General features: G+C 70.0%; 18 protein-coding genes, 1 tRNA gene and 1 pseudogene. 7 read left to right on the top strand and 13 right to left on the bottom strand.

Annotation, left to right across the window (positions count from 1 at the left end; genetic code table 11):
• Positions 1 to 43: 43 nt before the first annotated feature.
• On the bottom strand, positions 44 to 532 hold the full coding sequence (locus ACZ4UU_RS05115; protein WP_468037855.1) for a TetR/AcrR family transcriptional regulator: 489 nt from the start codon (positions 530 to 532) through the stop codon (positions 44 to 46).
• A gap of 6 nt (positions 533 to 538) precedes the next feature.
• Here ACZ4UU_RS05115 and ACZ4UU_RS05110 point away from each other — a divergent pair.
• Positions 539 to 841: pseudogene (locus tag ACZ4UU_RS05110) on the top strand (FAD-dependent monooxygenase); the annotation flags it as partial.
• Here ACZ4UU_RS05110 and ACZ4UU_RS05105 read toward each other — a convergent pair.
• On the bottom strand, positions 822 to 1,277 hold the full coding sequence (locus ACZ4UU_RS05105) for a GNAT family N-acetyltransferase (RefSeq protein WP_468037853.1): 456 nt from the start codon (positions 1,275 to 1,277) through the stop codon (positions 822 to 824). The pseudogene ACZ4UU_RS05110 and the gene ACZ4UU_RS05105 overlap by 20 nt on opposite strands.
• A gap of 272 nt (positions 1,278 to 1,549) precedes the next feature.
• Here ACZ4UU_RS05105 and ACZ4UU_RS05100 point away from each other — a divergent pair, with 272 nt between their 5' ends.
• Positions 1,550 to 2,317 carry a LuxR C-terminal-related transcriptional regulator gene (locus ACZ4UU_RS05100; RefSeq protein WP_468036547.1) on the top strand — a complete coding sequence of 256 codons (768 nt, stop codon included), beginning with the start codon at positions 1,550 to 1,552 and terminating at the stop codon, positions 2,315 to 2,317.
• A gap of 168 nt (positions 2,318 to 2,485) precedes the next feature.
• Here ACZ4UU_RS05100 and tamR read toward each other — a convergent pair whose 3' ends face one another.
• A complete protein-coding gene (tamR, locus tag ACZ4UU_RS05095) occupies positions 2,486 to 2,983 on the bottom strand; it encodes a MarR family transcriptional regulator TamR (RefSeq protein WP_062722200.1) in 498 nt (165 codons plus the stop codon).
• A 102-nt stretch (positions 2,984 to 3,085) separates the two neighbouring features.
• Here tamR and ACZ4UU_RS05090 point away from each other — a divergent pair, with 102 nt between their 5' ends.
• From ACZ4UU_RS05090 to ACZ4UU_RS05080, 3 genes are all read left to right on the top strand, one after another.
• Positions 3,086 to 3,889 (top strand): trans-aconitate 2-methyltransferase, encoded by an 804-nt coding sequence (locus ACZ4UU_RS05090; protein ID WP_468036546.1) that lies wholly within the window; start codon positions 3,086 to 3,088, stop codon positions 3,887 to 3,889.
• On the top strand, positions 3,889 to 4,254 hold the full coding sequence (locus tag ACZ4UU_RS05085) for a VOC family protein (protein ID WP_468036545.1): 366 nt from the start codon (positions 3,889 to 3,891) through the stop codon (positions 4,252 to 4,254). The genes ACZ4UU_RS05090 and ACZ4UU_RS05085 overlap by 1 nt, the downstream gene beginning before the upstream one ends.
• Before the next feature lie 226 nt (positions 4,255 to 4,480).
• Complete coding sequence (locus ACZ4UU_RS05080; RefSeq protein ID WP_468036544.1) at positions 4,481 to 4,654, top strand: CsbD family protein; 174 nt, start codon at positions 4,481 to 4,483, stop codon at positions 4,652 to 4,654.
• Between the two features lie 42 nt (positions 4,655 to 4,696).
• Here ACZ4UU_RS05080 and ACZ4UU_RS05075 read toward each other — a convergent pair whose 3' ends face one another.
• The gene (locus ACZ4UU_RS05075) at positions 4,697 to 5,374 is read right to left on the bottom strand and encodes a TetR family transcriptional regulator (protein ID WP_468036543.1); all 678 of its coding nucleotides are present in this window, start codon (positions 5,372 to 5,374) and stop codon (positions 4,697 to 4,699) included.
• Positions 5,371 to 6,381 carry an acyl-CoA desaturase gene (locus ACZ4UU_RS05070; protein ID WP_468036542.1) on the bottom strand — a complete coding sequence of 337 codons (1,011 nt, stop codon included), beginning with the start codon at positions 6,379 to 6,381 and terminating at the stop codon, positions 5,371 to 5,373. The genes ACZ4UU_RS05075 and ACZ4UU_RS05070 overlap by 4 nt, the downstream gene beginning before the upstream one ends.
• Before the next feature lie 308 nt (positions 6,382 to 6,689).
• Between ACZ4UU_RS05070 and ppc the strand changes: the two genes are divergently transcribed.
• Entirely contained in the window at positions 6,690 to 9,431 is a 2,742-nt protein-coding gene (gene ppc / locus ACZ4UU_RS05065; protein WP_468036541.1) for a phosphoenolpyruvate carboxylase, read from the top strand.
• Between the two features lie 73 nt (positions 9,432 to 9,504).
• Here the strand turns inward: ppc and ACZ4UU_RS05060 are convergent, their stop codons facing one another.
• From ACZ4UU_RS05060 to ACZ4UU_RS05030, 7 genes are all read right to left on the bottom strand, one after another.
• The gene (locus ACZ4UU_RS05060) at positions 9,505 to 10,176 is read right to left on the bottom strand and encodes an LPXTG cell wall anchor domain-containing protein (RefSeq protein WP_468036540.1); all 672 of its coding nucleotides are present in this window, start codon (positions 10,174 to 10,176) and stop codon (positions 9,505 to 9,507) included.
• Positions 10,177 to 10,312: 136 nt separating this feature from the next.
• A complete protein-coding gene (locus tag ACZ4UU_RS05055) occupies positions 10,313 to 10,801 on the bottom strand; it encodes a hypothetical protein (protein WP_468036539.1) in 489 nt (162 codons plus the stop codon).
• A 65-nt stretch (positions 10,802 to 10,866) separates the two neighbouring features.
• The gene (gene pth / locus ACZ4UU_RS05050) at positions 10,867 to 11,469 is read right to left on the bottom strand and encodes an aminoacyl-tRNA hydrolase (protein WP_468036538.1); all 603 of its coding nucleotides are present in this window, start codon (positions 11,467 to 11,469) and stop codon (positions 10,867 to 10,869) included.
• A gap of 69 nt (positions 11,470 to 11,538) precedes the next feature.
• Positions 11,539 to 12,135, bottom strand: coding sequence for a 50S ribosomal protein L25/general stress protein Ctc (locus tag ACZ4UU_RS05045; protein ID WP_468036537.1), 597 nt, complete (start codon positions 12,133 to 12,135; stop codon positions 11,539 to 11,541).
• A gap of 186 nt (positions 12,136 to 12,321) precedes the next feature.
• Complete coding sequence (locus ACZ4UU_RS05040) at positions 12,322 to 13,302, bottom strand: ribose-phosphate diphosphokinase (RefSeq protein WP_468036536.1); 981 nt, start codon at positions 13,300 to 13,302, stop codon at positions 12,322 to 12,324.
• A 75-nt stretch (positions 13,303 to 13,377) separates the two neighbouring features.
• Positions 13,378 to 14,826, bottom strand: a complete 1,449-nt coding sequence (gene glmU / locus ACZ4UU_RS05035) for a bifunctional UDP-N-acetylglucosamine diphosphorylase/glucosamine-1-phosphate N-acetyltransferase GlmU (protein WP_468036535.1) — start codon at positions 14,824 to 14,826, stop codon at positions 13,378 to 13,380.
• 123 nt (positions 14,827 to 14,949) lie between these two features.
• A tRNA-Gln gene (locus ACZ4UU_RS05030) sits at positions 14,950 to 15,025 on the bottom strand.
• A gap of 152 nt (positions 15,026 to 15,177) precedes the next feature.
• Here ACZ4UU_RS05030 and ACZ4UU_RS05025 point away from each other — a divergent pair.
• Positions 15,178 to 16,515 carry a sensor histidine kinase gene (locus tag ACZ4UU_RS05025; protein WP_468036534.1) on the top strand — a complete coding sequence of 446 codons (1,338 nt, stop codon included), beginning with the start codon at positions 15,178 to 15,180 and terminating at the stop codon, positions 16,513 to 16,515.
• A gap of 39 nt (positions 16,516 to 16,554) precedes the next feature.
• Here ACZ4UU_RS05025 and ACZ4UU_RS05020 read toward each other — a convergent pair whose 3' ends face one another.
• Entirely contained in the window at positions 16,555 to 17,049 is a 495-nt protein-coding gene (locus ACZ4UU_RS05020) for an SUKH-3 domain-containing protein (RefSeq protein ID WP_468036533.1), read from the bottom strand.
• Positions 17,050 to 17,063: the final 14 nt, after the last annotated feature.

Raw genomic sequence — 17,063 nt, 5'->3', positions numbered from 1 at the left:
ACTCGACCTGGCCGTCCATAGCGTGGCGGACGGTCCAGCTCGCCTACGCCCGTCCTCCGGCCCTCCGAAGAGCCGCCACCACCAGCCCTTCGACCTCCTCCCGCGCCACCGTCCGCCCCGTCGCCAGCCCGCTGAACACCAACCCGTCGACGCAGTACAGCAGCGTCAGAGCGCGGCCCGCCGGGTCCGGGGCGCCGTGACTGGTCAGGAAGGTGCGGACGGCGGTGTGGGCCGCGTTGTCGTGCGGGGTGAGGATCGCGCGGAGTTCGGAGTGGCGGACGCTCTCGACGGTGCAGATGTAACGGGCCACGGTGCGGGTGCGGGCGGGACCGGCCAGGCGCAGGGCGATGAAATCGGTCAGCGCGTCGGTGAGTTCGCCGGGCGTGCGGAGGGTCGGCAGGGCCTCGCCGGCCGCCTGGAGTTCCGCCTGGTCCAGCTCGACCAGCCGCCGGACCAGGGCGGTGAGCAGGGCCTGGCGGGTGCGGAAGTACGCCGACGTCGTACCCGGTGGCAGGCCCGCCGCCCGGTCCACGGCCCACCGAACCTCGGGCAGGGCGCCTGCCAGGCCCTGCAGGACGCGGTCGTCCTGGCCGCCGCGCTCGCCGCCGAGCCCGCCCCCGAGGCGGCCCTCGCCCGCTACGACGCCGAGCGCCGCCCCCGCAGTCAGGCGGTCGCGCGGGCCGCCCGCCAGGCCGGGCGCGTGGGGCACCAGCTCGCCAACCCGGTCGCCGTCGCCGTACGCGACGCGGCCGTCCGCCTGACCCCCTTCGCCCTCGCCAAGCACGGCCTTCTGCGCCACCACGCCTGGACGCCCCCGCGGCTCACCCCAGCCGCTTCGTGAGGGTGTACTCCGTGATCCCCGGCGGATAGTCCGGGATCACGCACACCACGTCGTACCCCTGCTTCTTGTAGAACGCCGGCGCCTGGAAGTCCCACGTCTCCAGGCGTACGGCCGTGCAGCCCCGTTCGTCGCGGGCCGTGCGCTCGGCGTGTGCGAGCAGTTGCGAACCGAGGCGGGCGCCGCGATGGTGTTCGTCGACCCAGAGGTACGTGACATGGAGCCAGGTGGTCCAGGTGTGACCGACGAGCCCGCCCGCCACGGCGCCGGCGTCGTCCAACGCCCAGACCTGGAGCGGACGTTCGCGTTCACCTGGGGTTCCGCGCAGGGCGCGCAGGATCGGGGAGGCCGCGGTGTTGGTGTCCCGCAGCCGCCGACGGAGCAGATCGTGCCGTGATTTGTCGACTTCTGTCTCCAGACGAAACATGCGGCTCACCATAAACGCGTCGGCCAACCAGTTCTGCAAATTACCTTCCCCTCCTGCCGCCCGGCCGTACTCTGATGAACGGCACCGGTGGGGGCCGGTGCTGATCAGGGGGCGAGACAGGTCGGGTTCGACGCCCGAAGTGGGGGTAGCAGTTCCTGCACGGCGGCGGCCGTGCGGCCATCCGCGCTTCGGGCGTCGTGCCCGCGACGGTGTTCGTCTCCCGGTGTCGTCCTCATGACGATGGGGTATCCCCTGCTCTTCGGGAGCTTGGGGAAGGGGGTTTCGTGGTTCGCATCCGAGTCCTGGTCGTCGACGACCATCGCATCTTCGCCGAGTCGCTCGCCGCCGCACTGGCGGCCGAGCCCGACGTCGACGTCTCCGCCGCCGGCAGCGGTCCGGCGGCGCTGCGCAGTCTGGAGCGCGCGGCCGCCGAGGGGCGTCGGTTCGACGTGCTTCTCGTCGACGCCGACCTGGGCGGCAACGTCCAGGGCATCCGCCCGGCCGTGCCGGTCCAGGAGGTGAGCGAGGACGGGCTCGTCGACGGCATCTCGCTCGTCGCCGGGGTCCGCACCGCGCAGCCCGCGGTACGGATCATCGTCCTCGCCGAGAAGGACGATCCGCGCCGGGCCGCGCTCGCCCTCCAGGCCGGGGCCTCCGGGTGGGTGGCCAAGGACTGCTCGCTGTCCCGGCTGCTCACCGTCATCCGCGGGGTGCTGCGCGACGAGACCCATCTGCCGCCCGCCCTGCTCACGGGCGTCCTGCGCGAACTGACGGCCGCACGCAAACACCGCACCGAGAGCGAACGCCTCGTGGAGTCCCTGACCCCGCGCGAACGCGAAGTCCTGCGCTGCATGGTGGCGGGCCTCGGCCGCAAGGCCGTCGCCGAACGCCTCTACCTCTCCCCTCACACCGTCCGCACCCACATGCAGAACGTCCTCGGCAAGCTGGGCGTCCACTCGACCCTCGCCGCGGTCGCGCTCGCGCGCCGGGCGGGAGTGGGGCCGGTGGATCTGACCGGGGATGTCGTAGAGCGGGGCGGTCAGTTGGCGTAGAGGGCGGCTGTGCCTGGTTGCTGCGGGGTCGAGCAGCCGCGCCGAGGTTGTTTCCGGTCGGCCGGGGCGGTCGGCTGTCGTGACGGGTAGGCAGGCTCGCACGAGGATCACGCCGTCAGGCCGGCACGGTGGAACTAGGCGAGGCAGGAGACCCCTACTGCTGACGCCCTATCCAGGGATGTTGTCGAACGGGGCCGTCAGCTGCCGCAGCAGGCCCGCCAGTTCGCCCCGCTGGGCGCGGGAGAGTTCCGCGAGGATCGCGCGTTCCTGGTCCAGGAGGCCGGCGAGGGCCTGGTCGGCGCGGTCGCGGCCCTCGGGGGTGAGGCGGACCAGTACGCCCCGTCGGTCGCTGGGGTCGGGGAGGCGTTCCACCAGGCCCTTCTTGGCCAGGCGGTCGATGCGGTTCGTCATCGTGCCCGAGGTGACCAGGGTCTGGGTCAGGAGCTGGCCGGGGGAGAGCTGGTACGGCGTCCCGGCGCGGCGGAGCGCGGTCAGTACGTCGAACTCCCAGGGCTCCAGACTGTGCTCGGAGAAGGCCAGCCGCCGTGCGCGGTCCAGATGCCGGGCCAGTCTGCTGACCCGGCTGAGTACCTCGAGCGGTTCCACGTCGAGGTCCGGGCGCTCCCGGCGCCACGCTGCGACCAGCCGATCGACCTCGTCCTCCATGACGATCAGTGTAGTGGTTGTGTCGACGTGAAGTCTCTTGACGTCAAGATATTCGGGAGGGCAGGCTGGAGAACGAGCGACCGACCGTCAGGAGGCCTCCCCATGTCCGCCGCCCCCACCTGGGACCCCGCGCAGTACCTGCGTCACGCCGGCCACCGTGCCCGCCCCTTCGTCGACCTCCTCGCCCAGGTACCCGACCTCCCCGGCGACCGGCCCCGCATCGCCGACCTCGGCTGCGGACCCGGCAACGTCACCGCCCTGCTCGCCGACCGCTGGCCCGGCGCACACATCACCGGCTACGACAGCTCCGCCGAGATGCTCGACAAGGCCCACGTCGAGCACGAGGGCCCGACCCCGGGCGGCGGCCGCCTCGACTTCGCCCACGCCGACGTACGGACCTGGACGCCCGACGAGCCGTACGACCTGATCGTCAGCAACGCCACGCTGCAGTGGGTGCCGGACCATGTGGAGCACTTCGGCGCCTGGGTGAAGGGCCTGCGGCCCGGCGGCACCTTCGCCTTCCAGGTCCCCGGCAACTTCGACGCCCCCAGCCACCGCCTGATGCGCGACCTCGCCCACCGCCACGGCCTCACCGACACCCTGCGCCACGACGACGCCGTCCTCGCCCCGCAGGACTACCTCGCCCGCCTCACCGACCTCGGCTGCCTCGCGGACGTGTGGGAGACGACGTACGTCCACCTCCTGACCGGCGACGACCCGGTGCTGGACTGGGTCAAGGGGACGGGCCTACGACCGGTCCTCACCGCCCTCGCCGACGCCCCCGAGGCGCGGGACGCCTTCCTCGACGAGTACCGGGACGCCCTGCGCGCGGCCTACCCGGCCGGGGCGCACGGCACCCCCTTCCCGTTCCGGCGCATCTTCGCCGTGGCCCGCAGGGGGGCGTGATGATCACCGCCGTCGACCACGTCCAGCTCGCGGCCCCGCCCGGCACGGAGGAGCGGCTGCGGACGTACTACGTCGATGTCCTCGGGATGACGGAGATCCCCAAGCCGCCCGCGCTCGCCGCGCGCGGGGGCTGCTGGTTCCAGACGGGACCCGTACAGCTGCATCTCGGTATCGAGGAGGACTTCCGGCCCGCCAAGAAGGCCCACCCCGGCCTGCGGGTCACCGGGATCGAGACGTACGCCGCCCGGCTGGCGGCCCGGGGAGCGGTCGTCACCTGGGACCAGCACCTGCCGGGGCACAAGCGGTTCTACTCCTACGACCCGGTGGGGAACCGCCTGGAGTTCCTGGAGCCGGTCACATCATGACCGCCGCGGTCCCAGCAGGCGCGGTACCTCCTCGTGCGGGATGCCCTCTCCGAGTGAGCCCTCCGCCTTGCGCCGCCGGTAGTCGGCGACCGCCAGCGCGTCTTGAAGATCTTCGATCACCTGAGGGGAGACGAGCAGCGCCACCACCTGCTCGCCGTTTGAGTGCCCCAGCGCAGGGTCACCCGATCGATGACACCGACGTCGAGCCTCGCGAGGAGTGAGGAACGTGGCGAAGGAAGAGAAGACCCGTGCGAAGAAGGAACAGGTCAAGGGCAAGGCCAAGGAAGCCATGGGCCGGATGACCGGCAACGAGCGGATGACCGCCGAGGGCAAGACCGACCAGATGAAGGGCGACGCCCGGCAGGCGAAGGAGAAGGGGAAGGACACCTTCAAGCACTGAGGGGGCCCCAGCGGGCGCCCCCAGCGGGCGGCGCCCGGCGCGTCAGCTCTTGCGGTGCCCTATCAGCCGCGGCTTCGCCTCCAGCCCGTCCAGCCCGTGCCACGCCAGATTCACCAGGTGCGCGGCCACCTCCGCCTTCTTCGGGCGGCGGACGTCGAGCCACCACTGGCCGGTCAGGGCGACCATCCCGACCAGGGCCTGGGCGTACAGCGGGGCCAGCTTGGGGTCGAAGCCGCGGCTCTTGAACTCGCGGCCCAGGATGTCCTCCACCTGGGTCGCGATGTCCGAGATCAGCGAGGCGAAGGAACCCGTCGACTGGGGGATGGGCGAGTCACGGACCAGGATGCGGAAACCGTCCGTGTACTCCTCGATGTAGTCCAGCAGCGCGAACGCCGCCTGTTCGCACAGTTCGCGCGGGTGCCCGGCCGTCAGCGAACCGGTCACCATGTCCAGCAGGCGCCGCATCTCACGGTCCACGACCACCGCGTACAGCCCCTCCTTGCCGCCGAAGTGCTCGTACACCACCGGCTTGGAGACCCCGGCCTTCGCCGCGATCTCCTCCACCGACGTGCCCTCGAAACCCTTCGCGGCGAACAGCGTGCGACCGATCTCCAGCAACTGCTGGCGCCGCTCCGCACCGGTCATCCGGGTACGGCGCGTCCGCCGAGGCTTGTCGTTGCTGGGGGTACTGCTCGAGTCGGTCGCCACGGCGTCAATCATGCCGCCTCGGCAGGCTCCTTCCGGCGCCGGGAGCCGCCTTCCCCGGTGTTCCGGCGCGAATCGATACGCGAGCGTGACGGCCAGCGCACGTCGTACGCCCAGCCGAGCATCTCGAACCAGCGGATGAACCGGGCCGAGGAGTCGATCTGGCCCCGCTCCACACCGTGGCGCGCGGACGTCGGGTCGGCATGGTGCAGGTTGTGCCAGGACTCACCGCACGAGAGCACGGCCAGCCACCACACGTTGCCCGAACGGTCACGCGACTTGAACGGCCGCTTGCCCACCGCGTGGCAGATCGAGTTGATCGACCAGGTCACGTGGTGCAGCAGGGCCACCCGCACGAGCGAGCCCCAGAAGAAGCCCGTGAACGCGCCCCACCAGGACATCGTCACCAGACCGCCGATCAGCGCCGGCAGGGCCAGCGACAGCACCGTCCACCAGATGAACTGACGCGAGATCGCGCGGATCGCCCGGTCCTTGATCAGGTCAGGCGCGTACTTGTCCTGCGGGGTGCGCTCCTCGTCGAACATCCAGCCGATGTGCGCCCACCACAGGCCCTTCATCAGTGCCGGGACGGTCTCCCCGTAACGCCACGGCGAATGCGGGTCACCCTCCGCGTCGGAGAACTTGTGGTGCTTGCGGTGGTCGGCGACCCAGCGGACCAGCGGGCCCTCCACCGCCATCGAGCCCGCGACGGCGAGCGCGATCCGCAGCGGACGCTTCGCCTTGAAGGAACCGTGGGTGAAGTAGCGGTGGTAGCCGATCGTGACGCCATGGCAGGCGAAGAAGTAGAAGAAGGCCAGCAGACCGAGGTCCAGCCAGCTCACGCCCCAGCCCCACACCATCGGCACCGCGGCGGCGAGCGCCAGGAACGGGACGACGATGAAGAGGAGGAGCGCGAACTGCTCGACCGACCCCTTCTTCTCGCCGCCGAGCGTGGCTGAGGGAAGTCGGGTGTCGTCGTTCGCCTTCGGGGCGTCTTCGATCACATCGGAGCTCGTGGTCATGGGCGTCCCCTGTGGGGTTTCGAGGGTTGTGGCAGATGCCGGGGCTGTGGGAACTGTTCCCAGGTTCCGTTAAAACGTTCCCTACGGTTCCGTAACCTACGGCGTCGTAAGTATGGCAGTGCGTCGCCCTGCGGCAAGAGCCCGAGAGACTGCGCGTCCGCATGGACACCTATCCTTGGAGTCGGTCGGACAGCGCGGTCCGCTCTGATTTCTTCCCGGATGTCAGAAGCCGTATGCGGCCCAGCCGCGCGGCCCAGGCGCCGGGTTCCCCGCCCGGACGAGCTTCAACACTGCAAGGAGCCGCACCTGTGAGCAGTGCCGACGACCAGACCGTGTCTCAGGAGACCACCAGCACCGAACTGCGTGCCGACATCCGCCGACTGGGTGACCTCCTCGGCGAGACCCTCGTCCGTCAGGAGGGCCCCGAGCTGCTGGAGCTCGTCGAGAAGGTCCGCCGCCTCACCCGAGAGGACGGCGAGGCCGCCGCCGAGCTGCTGCGCGGCACGGAGCTGGACACCGCGGCCAAGCTGGTCCGCGCCTTCTCCACCTACTTCCACCTGGCCAACGTCACCGAACAGGTCCACCGGGGCCGCGAGCTGCGTGCCCGCCGTGCCGCCGAGGGCGGCCTCCTCGCCCGTACGGCCGACCGCCTCAAGGACGCCGACCCCGAGCACCTGCGCCAGACGATCCAGCACCTCAACGTGCGCCCCGTCTTCACCGCGCACCCCACCGAGGCCGCCCGCCGCTCGGTCCTCAACAAGCTCCGGCGTGTCGCCGCCCTCCTGGAGACCCCGGTCCTCGACGGCGACCGCCGCCGGCATGACACCCGACTGGCCGAGAACATCGACCTCGTATGGCAGACGGACGAGCTCCGCGTCGTACGCCCCGAGCCCGCCGACGAGGCCCGCAACGCCATCTACTACCTCGACGAACTGCACGCCGGCGCCGTCGGCGACGTCCTCGAGGACCTCACCGCGGAACTGGAACGCGTCGGCCACAAGCTGCCCGACGCCACCCGCCCCCTCACCTTCGGCACCTGGATCGGCGGCGACCGCGACGGCAACCCCAACGTCACCCCCCAGGTGACCTGGGACGTCCTCATCCTCCAGCACGAGCACGGCATCAACGACGCCCTGGAGATGATCGACGAGCTGCGCGGCTTCCTGTCGAACTCCATCCGCTACACCGGCGCCACCCAGGAACTCCTCGACTCCCTCCAGGCCGACCTCGACGCCCTCCCCGAGATCAGCCCCCGCTACAAGCGCCTCAACGCCGAGGAGCCCTACCGGCTCAAGGCCACCTGCATCCGGCAGAAGCTGGAGAACACCAAGCTCCGCCTCGCCAAGGGCATCCCGCACGAGGCCGGACGCGACTACCTCGGCACCGGCGAGCTGCTCCAGGACCTCACGCTGATCCAGACGTCGCTCAGGGAACACCGCGGCGGGCTGTTCGCCGAAGGCCGCATGGACCGGATCATCCGCACCCTGTCCGCGTTCGGCCTCCAGCTGGCCACCATGGACGTCCGCGAGCACGCCGACGCCCACCACCACGCCCTCGGCCAGCTCTTCGACCGGCTCGGCGAGGAGTCCTGGCGCTACGCGGACATGCCCCGCGACTACCGCTCCAAGCTCCTCGCCAAGGAGCTCCGCTCGCGTCGCCCCCTCGCCCCCACCCCGGCGCCCGTGGACGCCGCCGGCGAGAAGACCCTCGGCGTGTTCCAGACCGTCAAGCGGGCCCTGGAGGTCTTCGGGCCCGAGGTCATCGAGTCGTACATCATCTCCATGTGCCAGGGCGCCGACGACGTCTTCGCCGCCGCCGTCCTCGCCCGCGAGGCCGGCCTCATCGACCTGCACGCCGGCTGGGCCAAGATCGGCATCGTCCCGCTCCTGGAGACCACGGACGAGCTGAAGGCCGCCGACACCATCCTGGAGGACATGCTCTCCGACCCGTCCTACCGGCGTCTCGTCGCGCTGCGGGGCGACGTCCAGGAGGTCATGCTCGGCTACTCCGACTCCTCCAAGTTCGGCGGCATCACCACCAGCCAGTGGGAGATCCACCGCGCCCAGCGCCGCCTGCGCGACGTCGCCCACCGCTACGGCGTCCGGCTGCGCCTCTTCCACGGCCGCGGCGGCACCGTCGGCCGCGGCGGCGGCCCCTCCCACGACGCGATCCTCGCCCAGCCCTGGGGCACCCTGGAGGGCGAGATCAAGGTCACCGAGCAGGGCGAGGTCATCTCCGACAAGTACCTCGTGCCGTCCCTGGCCAGGGAGAACCTGGAGCTGACGGTCGCGGCGACACTGCAGGCCTCCGCCCTGCACACCGCCCCCCGCCAGTCCGGCGAGGCGCTCGCCCGCTGGGACGCCGCCATGGACGTCGTCTCCGACGCCGCGCACGCCGCCTACCGCAAGCTCGTCGAAGACCCCGACCTGCCGACGTACTTCCTCGCCTCCACGCCGGTCGACCAGCTCGCCGACCTGCACCTGGGCTCGCGGCCCTCCCGCCGCCCCGGCTCGGGCGTCTCGCTCGACGGACTGCGCGCCATCCCGTGGGTCTTCGGCTGGACCCAGTCCCGGCAGATCGTCCCCGGCTGGTTCGGCGTGGGATCGGGGCTGAAGGCCCTGCGCGAAGCCGGCCTCGACACCGTGCTCGACGAGATGCACGAACAGTGGCACTTCTTCCGCAACTTCATCTCCAACGTCGAGATGACGCTCGCCAAGACCGACCTGCGGATCGCCGCCCACTACGTCGACACGCTGGTGCCGGACGAGCTGAAGCACGTCTTCGACGCCATCCGCGCCGAACACGAACTCACCGTCGCCGAGGTCCTCAAGGTCACCGGCGAGCAGGAACTCCTCGACGCCCAGCCGGTCCTCAAGCAGACCTTCGCCATCCGCGACGCCTACCTGGACCCCATCTCCTACCTCCAGGTCGCCCTGCTCAAGCGGCAGCGCGACACCGCGGCCGCCGGAGAGACAGCCGACCCGCTGCTCTCCCGCGCCCTGCTGCTCACCGTGAACGGCGTGGCGGCCGGCCTGCGCAACACCGGCTGACCCAGCGGACGAACGACGGTGCCCCCGTGCTCGTACGAGCACGGGGGCACCGTTCGTCTCACCACCCCGGCGGTCAGGCCTTACGACGCCGGAACACCAGGTAGCCGCCCGCGCCGAGCAGCGCAGCGGCCGCCGCGGACAGCAGGCCCACCGGCGCGCCGTTCCCGGTCTCGGCGAGGTCGCCCTCACCACCGCCCTGCGGCGACGGCGACGCGGCCGCCTCGCCCGGCGCCGACGGGCTCGCGGAAGGCTCCTCGGTGGACTCACCCGGGGTCTCGGAAGGCGACGCGGACGCCGACGCGGACGGCGTCGCCGTACCGCCGCCCTCCTCCTCGTCCTCGCAGTCCGTCCAGAACACCTTGTGCTTCGCGGACCCCTTCTCGCCCTCGAAGTTCCAGAACAGCTTGTAGTGCCCGTCGGGCAGCGTCATGTCCGCCGTACGGCCATGACCCTCGCCGTCCAGCGTGATCGCACCGGACTTCACGGTCTCGCCCTTCACGGCGGCCGTCGGCGCCCAGGCCTCGATGTGCCAGGAGACCTGCTGCACGCTGTCGAAACCGAACGCGTCCAGGTAGAACTCGCACACGTGCGGCTCGTTCTTGCGCAGTTCCTCGCCGGTGGAGGCGTCGTGGATCTTGACGGTCCCGTTGTCACCGGGAGCGGTGGCGTGGGCGGCGGCCGGCGCGGACAGCAACGCGGCCGCGGCGACGGCGGAGAGAGCGCCGACGCGGTTGAGGGTACGCATGAGGCAGTAGTCCATCTTCGAGAAGGAACGGGAAGATGTGGAGGGGGCGGCTCAGCATCCAGCCCGGACTGACCCCCGGTCAATCACGAACAGGCAACACTCAGATCCTCCACAGATATGGAGAACGGCCAAGACCTCAGACCGTCACGAACGCCGCGGTCAGCAACGCGATCCCTGAGCCCGCCAGCACCCACGCAAACCGCGTCCGCCCCAACCCACCTGCTACGACGACGGCGGCCAGCAACAACGCACCGCCCAGCGGAACCCACGCGTACAGGACACCCGCCGGCCCCGACCGTACGACGTCGTCACTGCCCGGCTTCACCACAACCGTGTACGTCTGCCCCGTGCGCACGGCCACGGTCTTCTCGATGGTCACCGACCCGCGCGCCCGCGACCCCGCCGAAATCGGCGCGTACGGCCCACTGCACGTGTCCGCACCACACCGCGTCACCTTGATCGTGCCGCTCTCCCGGCCCTTCGTGAGCATCACATGCTGCGCACTGCCCCAGGACGCCCACACGCCCGCGATCAGAATCAGCACCGCGACCGTACCCATCGCCGCGTACCGCCCGAACCGCAGCGCCGTGAAAGCGCCCTGACTGGAGAGAACGGCAGAAGGCATGGCCGCGATCCTTGGCCATACCCCTACGCCCGGTCAACCTCGGCCCGGCCGACCGGCCGGACAAGTCACGAGTTGTACGTGCTTTGCGCCCGCTCCAACCCCTCGATCACCAGACACTCCACGGCGTCCGCGGCCCGGTCCACGAAGTAGTCCAACTCCTTGCGCTCCGCGGACGAGAAGTCCTTCAGCACGAAGTCGGCGACCTGCATACGACCGGGAGGGCGCCCGATGCCGAACCGCACCCGGTGGTAGTCGGCACTCATCGCCTTCGTCATCGACTTCAGACCGTTGTGCCCGTTGTCACCGCCGCCGAGCTTCAGCCGCAGTGTGCCGTAGTCGATGTCCAACTCGTCATGGATCGCGACGATGTTCGCCAGCGGCACCTTGTAGAACTCGCGCAGGGCGTTCACCGGCCCGCCCGAGAGGTTCATGTACGACATCGGCTTCGCGAGAATCACCCGCCGGTTCAGCGGCCCGGGCGGACCGATACGGGCCTCCACCACCTGCGCCTGAGCCCGGCCGGCCCGCTTGAACCTCCCCCCGACCCGATCGGCCAGCAGATCGGCCACCATGAACCCGACGTTGTGCCGGTTCATGGCGTACTCGGGCCCGGGATTGCCGAGGCCCACGATCAGCCACGGGTCATTGGCGCCGGTAGTCACGTCCACGTCTCCTTGATACACGTCGGCCGCTGCCCCGCACGGGAACAGCGGCCGACCAACCGATGACAGCGAGGATCAGGCCTCGGCGACTTCCTCGCCCTCGGCGGCCTCACCCTCCGCGGCCTCCTCGGCCTGCGAGGCCAGGACCTGAAGGACGACAGCGTCCTCCTCGACGGCCAGCGTGGTGCCCTTCGGCAGCGTGATGTCCTTGGCGAGGATCGAGGCACCGGCCTCCAGACCCGCCACGGACACGGTGACCGACTCGGGGATGTGCGTGGCCTCGGTCTCGACCGGCAGCGCGTTCAGCACGTGCTCCAGCAGGTTGCCACCCGCCGCCAGCTCGCCCTCGGTGTGCACCGGGATCTCGACCGTGACCTTCTCGCCGCGCTTCACCAGCAGCAGGTCCACGTGCTCCAGGAAGCCCTTCAGCGGGTCGCGCTGCACGGCCTTCGGGATCGCCAGCTCGTTCGACTTGCCGTCGATGTCCAGCGCGATCAGGACGTTCGGCGTACGCAGCGCCAGCAGCAGCTCGTGACCGGGAAGCGTCAGGTGCAGCGGGTCCGAACCGTGGCCGTACAGCACACCGGGAACCTTGTTCTCACGACGGACACGACGCGCGGCGCCCTTGCCGAACTCGGTGCGCGTCTCGGCGGTGAGCTTCACCTCGGACATACAGATCACTCCTCGTAGAGGTAGATACGGACGTGGTCACCCGGCCACGAACGGCCTGCTACGAAGAGCGCGTCGATAACGGACAACCGGCACCCGAACCAACAGGTGCGGCCTCCCTCGCCGAGCAACTGAAGCAGTCTACTCGGACAGGGAGGCCGCACCCAAAAGGATCTCTACCGCGGACCTCTACTGCTCGTCGAACAGGCTCGTCACCGAACCGTCCTCGAACACCTCACGCACCGCACTCGCGATCGTCGGCGCGATCGACAGCACCGTCAGCTTGTCCAGGTCCCGGCTCAGCTCACCCGGCGTCGGCAGCGTGTTCGTGAACACGAACTCACTCACCCGCGAGTTCTTCAACCGGTCCGCCGCCGGACCCGACAGCACACCGTGCGTCGCCGTCACGATGACGTCCTCGGCGCCGTGCGCGAACAGCGCGTCAGCCGCCGCACAGATCGTGCCACCCGTGTCGATCATGTCGTCGACCAGGACGCACACCCGGCCCTTGACCTCACCCACGACCTCGTGAACCGTCACCTGGTTCGCGACGTCCTTGTCCCGCCGCTTGTGCACGATCGCCAGCGGAGCACCGAGCCGGTCGCACCAACGGTCCGCCACCCGCACCCGACCCGCATCCGGGGACACGACCGTCAGCTTCTCCCGGTCCACCTTCCGGCCCACATAGTCAGCCAGCAGCGGAAGCGCGAACAGATGATCGACCGGCCCGTCGAAGAAGCCCTGAATCTGATCCGTGTGCAGATCCACGGTCAGAATCCGGTCCGCACCCGCCGTCTTCATCAGATCCGCGATCAGACGCGCCGAGATCGGTTCACGCCCACGGTGCTTCTTGTCCTGCCGCGCGTAACCGTAGAACGGCACGATGACCGTGATGGAGCGGGCCGACGCACGCTTCAGCGCGTCGATCATGATCAGCTGCTCCATGATCCACTGGTTGATCGGAGCCGTGTGGCTCTGGATCACGAAGCAGTCCGCACCACGCGCCGACTCCTGATAACGGACGTAGATCTCACCGTTGGCGAAGTCGAAGGCCTTCGTCGGGACGACCCCGACACCCAACTGCTGGGCGACCTCCTCGGCAAGCTCGGGGTGGGCGCGGCCGGAGAAGAACATCAACTTCTTCTCGCCGGTCGTCTTGATCCCGGTCACAGCTGTCTCCTCAGAGGTGTCTCAACAGGGTGTGCACTTATCACGGTACGCCGTGTTTGGCGCACCCGTTTCCGGTCAGTCTTCGCTCTCGACCTGCCGAGACGCCGCCTCGGCCGCCTTCGCCGCCGCACTGCCCGGACGCTTACGGGCCACCCAACCCTCGATATTCCGCTGCTGACCGCGGGCCACGGCCAACGAACCGGGCGGCACATCCTTCGTGATCACAGAGCCCGCCGCGGTATACGCGCCGTCCCCGACCGTGACAGGAGCCACAAACATGTTGTCCGAACCGGTACGGCAGTGAGAGCCGACCGTCGTGTGGTGTTTGTCCTGTCCGTCATAGTTCACGAAGACACTCGCGGCACCGATGTTCGAGTACTCACCGATCGTCGCGTCACCGACGTACGAAAGGTGAGGCACCTTCGTCCCCTCACCGATCGAGGCGTTCTTCGTCTCGACGTAGGTCCCGATCTTGCCCTTCGCGCCCAGCCGGGTACCGGGCCGCAGATACGCGTACGGGCCCACGGTCGCCTGCGCCCCTACGACAGCACCGTCGGCCACCGTGTTGTCGACCCGGGCCCCGGCACCGACGCGCGTGTCCTTCAGCCGGCTGTTGGGGCCGGCCTCCGCGCCCTCACCCAGATGCGTGGCGCCCTGCAGCTGGGTACCGGGGTGAACGACGGCATCCTGCTCGAACGTGACCGTCACATCGACCCAGGTCGTCGCCGGGTCGACGACGGTGACGCCCGCGAGCATGGCAGCGGTCAGCAGCCGGTCGTTCAGAATCCGACGAGCCTCGGCGAGCTGCACACGGTTGTTGATACCCGCGATCTCACGATGATCGGCGGCGACGGAGGCACCGACCCGATGACCGGCCTCACGCAGAATCCCGAGAACGTCGGTCAGGTACTCCTCGCCCTGGCTGTTGTCCGTCCGCACCTTCCCCAGGGCGTCGGCGAGCAGCTGCCCGTCAAAGGCGAAGACCCCGGAGTTGATCTCCCGGATCGCCCGCTGCGGCTCGGAGGCGTCCTTGTGCTCGACGATCGCCGTCACCGCACCGGACGCCGCGTCCCGCACGATCCGCCCGTACCCCGTCGCGTCCGGGACCTCGGCGGTCAGCACCGTGACCGCGTTGCCGTCGGCGGAGTGCGTGGCGGCGAGACGGGCCAGGGTCTCACTGGTGAGGAGAGGGGTGTCGCCACAGACGACCACGACGGTCCCGTCCACGGAGCCGCCCAGCTCTTCGAGGGCCATACGTACGGCGTGCCCGGTGCCGTTCTGCTCCGCCTGCACGGCGGTGCGTACGCCGGGGTCGATCTCACCGAGATGCTCGGAGACCTTCTCCCTCGCGTGCCCCACGACCACGACCAGGTTCTCGGGCTGCAACTCACGTGCGGCGGCCAGCACATGACCGACGAGGCTGCGTCCGCAGAGCTCGTGCAGAACCTTGGGTGTGGCCGACTTCATACGGGTGCCCTCACCCGCTGCGAGAACGACGACGGCTGCCGGGCGAATGGCGCTCACGGGATGCCCTTCGGCTGTGGAGGGGGTGGGATGACATCCGCAGGATACCGGGGTGTTTCCAGGGGGACATGAGAGCGGGCCCTGACTTGGCTGTCAGGGCCCGCTCCGAGGTCTTTGGTGCTGTGGCTCCCCCGCAAGGATTCGAACCTTGTCCTGCTGGTACCAAAAACCAGTGTGCTGCCAGTTACACCACGGGGGACGGCGAGTCAGACCTTACCGGAGACGTGATTGAGCGCGGGACACGCTTCTTGAGCTCGGGTGTTCTCGCTTACGTCCGGTTACGCAATGTGGTGTAGGCCAGTCCACAAAAGTCACCGGAAAACGGGGGCCGGGCGCCCGTAGGCTGGAGGCATGACCACGACGGGGGAAGCCCACGCAGAGGTGCCGCCACCGAGGGCGGGGCCATGGTGGTGGGGCAGGGTGCGCAGTGCCGTGCTGGACGTGAGTCTGGGCGTGGTGTCCGCGGTGGAGTGCGGTTTCGAGGGGGTCCGGTTCGCGGGGGACGCGGGGATCCCGGAGGCCGCGGGGGTGGTGTTCGGGGTTCTGGCGGGGTCGGTGCTGGTGTTGCGGCGCCGGTGGCCGATCGCCGTCGTGCTGGTGTCGATCGCGGTGATGCCGGCCCAGATGGGCTTCCTGATGGGCGTCGTCGGGCTGTACACGCTCGCCGCGTCCGAGCTGCCCCGGCGGATCATCGCCTCGTTGGCCGGGATGTCGTTCGTCGGCGCGTTGATCGTGACGTTCGTGTGGCTGCGGCAGGACGTGGGGCGGGGGGGTCTGACCGTCGGGGACTGGGTGGTTCCGTTCGCCTCGATCACGACGGCTCTCGGGGTGACCGCGCCTCCTCTTCTGCTCGGGCTGTATGTGGGGGCCCGGCGGCGGTTGATGGAGAGTCTGCGGGAGCGGGCGGACAGCCTGGAGCGGGAGCTTCAGTTGCTGGCCGAGCGGGCCGAGGAGCGCGCCGAGTGGGCGCGGAACGAGGAGCGGACGCGGATCGCGCGGGAGATGCATGACGTCGTCGCGCACCGGGTGAGTCTGATGGTGGTGCATTCCGCCGCGTTGCAGGCCGTGGCCCGGAAGGATCCCGACAAGGCGGTGCGGAACGCCGCGCTGGTGGGGGACATGGGGCGGCAGGCGTTGACCGAGTTGCGGGAGATGCTCGGGGTGCTGCGCAGTGGGGGTGTGCGGGCGGCTGACCGGTCGCCGGGGGCTGTGGTGCCGTTGGCCGCTGTGGGGGTTGCCGTGGCCGCGGCGGCCGACCGGGAGCGGGACGGTGGGGACGAGGGGGCTGCCGACGGGCCTTGTCTGTCGGAGTTGGATGCGTTGATCGGGCAGTCGGCGGCTGCGGGAATGGTCGTGGATCTGTCGGTGGAGGGGGAGACGCGGTCGTACGCGCCGGCGATCGAGCAGACCGCGTTCCGGGTGGTGCAGGAGGCGTTGACGAACGTCCACAAGCACGCGGCGGGGGCGAAGACGTACGTGCGGCTCGCGCATCGGGTGTCGGAGATCGCGATGCAGGTGGAGAACGAGCCGCCGCCGGAGTTGTCGTCGGCGTCGTCGGCGCGGTTGCCGTCAGGGGGCAACGGTCTGGTGGGGATGAAGGAGCGGGTGGTGGCGCTGGGCGGGGTGTTCGTGTCCGGGCCGACGGACGCGGGGGGCTTTCGGGTGTCGGCGGTGATTCCGGCGGCGTAGGGGCCTTCCCGTTGCCGTTCCCGGGGGCCGTCCTCGTGGTCAGCCGGCGGTGAGGCGTGCAGGTTCTATGCCGGCGACGAGGGCGGCCAGGGCCTGGTCGATGTCGGGGCCGAGGTACCAGTCGCCGGTGTGGTCGAGGGCGTAGACGCGGCCTTCGGTGTCGATGGCGAGGAGGGCCTGGGTGTCGGTCTCGGCGCCGAGGGGGCAGACCTCGGTGTCGAGGGCGCGGCCGAGGTCGCCGAGGGTGCGGGCCATGTGGAGGCCGTGGAGGGGGTCGAAGTGGACGGCTGCCGGGGCGACCTGGCGGCCGGGGCCGGCGGGGGTGATGTGGAGGCCGCCGAATTCCGCCCAGGCCTCCACGGCGGCGGGGAAGACGGCGTGGGTGTGGCCGGCGGGTGAGGTGTGTTCGCGGAGGGTGTCGGCCCAGATCTCGGCCTGCTTGATGTCCCAGCGGCCGGGTTGCCAGCCGGCGGCGCGCAGGGCGGCGTCGACGGGGACGGGGAAGCGGGTGGTGGAGGTGCGGTCGGTGTGCATCTGCGCTTCGTTCG

It is taken from the genome of Streptomyces sp. NPDC028907, assembly GCF_055564995.1.
The sequence above is the reverse complement of the archived record's forward strand: the minus strand, read 5'-3'. Positions and strand labels throughout refer to the sequence as shown.

What these genes read in the sequence shown, in the direction of transcription:
- ACZ4UU_RS05055 (WP_468036539.1), bottom strand. Translation starts at nt 10,801, where the DNA reads ATGCCTTCTGCCGTTCTCTCCAGTCAGGGCGCTTTCACGGCGCTGCGG.
- ACZ4UU_RS05075 (WP_468036543.1), bottom strand. Translation starts at nt 5,374, where the DNA reads ATGATTGACGCCGTGGCGACCGACTCGAGCAGTACCCCCAGCAACGAC.
- ACZ4UU_RS05070 (WP_468036542.1), bottom strand. Translation starts at nt 6,381, where the DNA reads ATGACCACGAGCTCCGATGTGATCGAAGACGCCCCGAAGGCGAACGAC.
- ACZ4UU_RS05085 (WP_468036545.1), top strand. Translation starts at nt 3,889, where the DNA reads ATGATCACCGCCGTCGACCACGTCCAGCTCGCGGCCCCGCCCGGCACG.
- ACZ4UU_RS05105 (WP_468037853.1), bottom strand. Translation starts at nt 1,277, where the DNA reads ATGGTGAGCCGCATGTTTCGTCTGGAGACAGAAGTCGACAAATCACGG.
- ACZ4UU_RS05090 (WP_468036546.1), top strand. Translation starts at nt 3,086, where the DNA reads ATGTCCGCCGCCCCCACCTGGGACCCCGCGCAGTACCTGCGTCACGCC.
- ACZ4UU_RS05020 (WP_468036533.1), bottom strand. Translation starts at nt 17,049, where the DNA reads ATGCACACCGACCGCACCTCCACCACCCGCTTCCCCGTCCCCGTCGAC.
- ACZ4UU_RS05025 (WP_468036534.1), top strand. Translation starts at nt 15,178, where the DNA reads ATGACCACGACGGGGGAAGCCCACGCAGAGGTGCCGCCACCGAGGGCG.
- tamR (WP_062722200.1), bottom strand. Translation starts at nt 2,983, where the DNA reads ATGGAGGACGAGGTCGATCGGCTGGTCGCAGCGTGGCGCCGGGAGCGC.
- ACZ4UU_RS05060 (WP_468036540.1), bottom strand. Translation starts at nt 10,176, where the DNA reads ATGCGTACCCTCAACCGCGTCGGCGCTCTCTCCGCCGTCGCCGCGGCC.
- ACZ4UU_RS05045 (WP_468036537.1), bottom strand. Translation starts at nt 12,135, where the DNA reads ATGTCCGAGGTGAAGCTCACCGCCGAGACGCGCACCGAGTTCGGCAAG.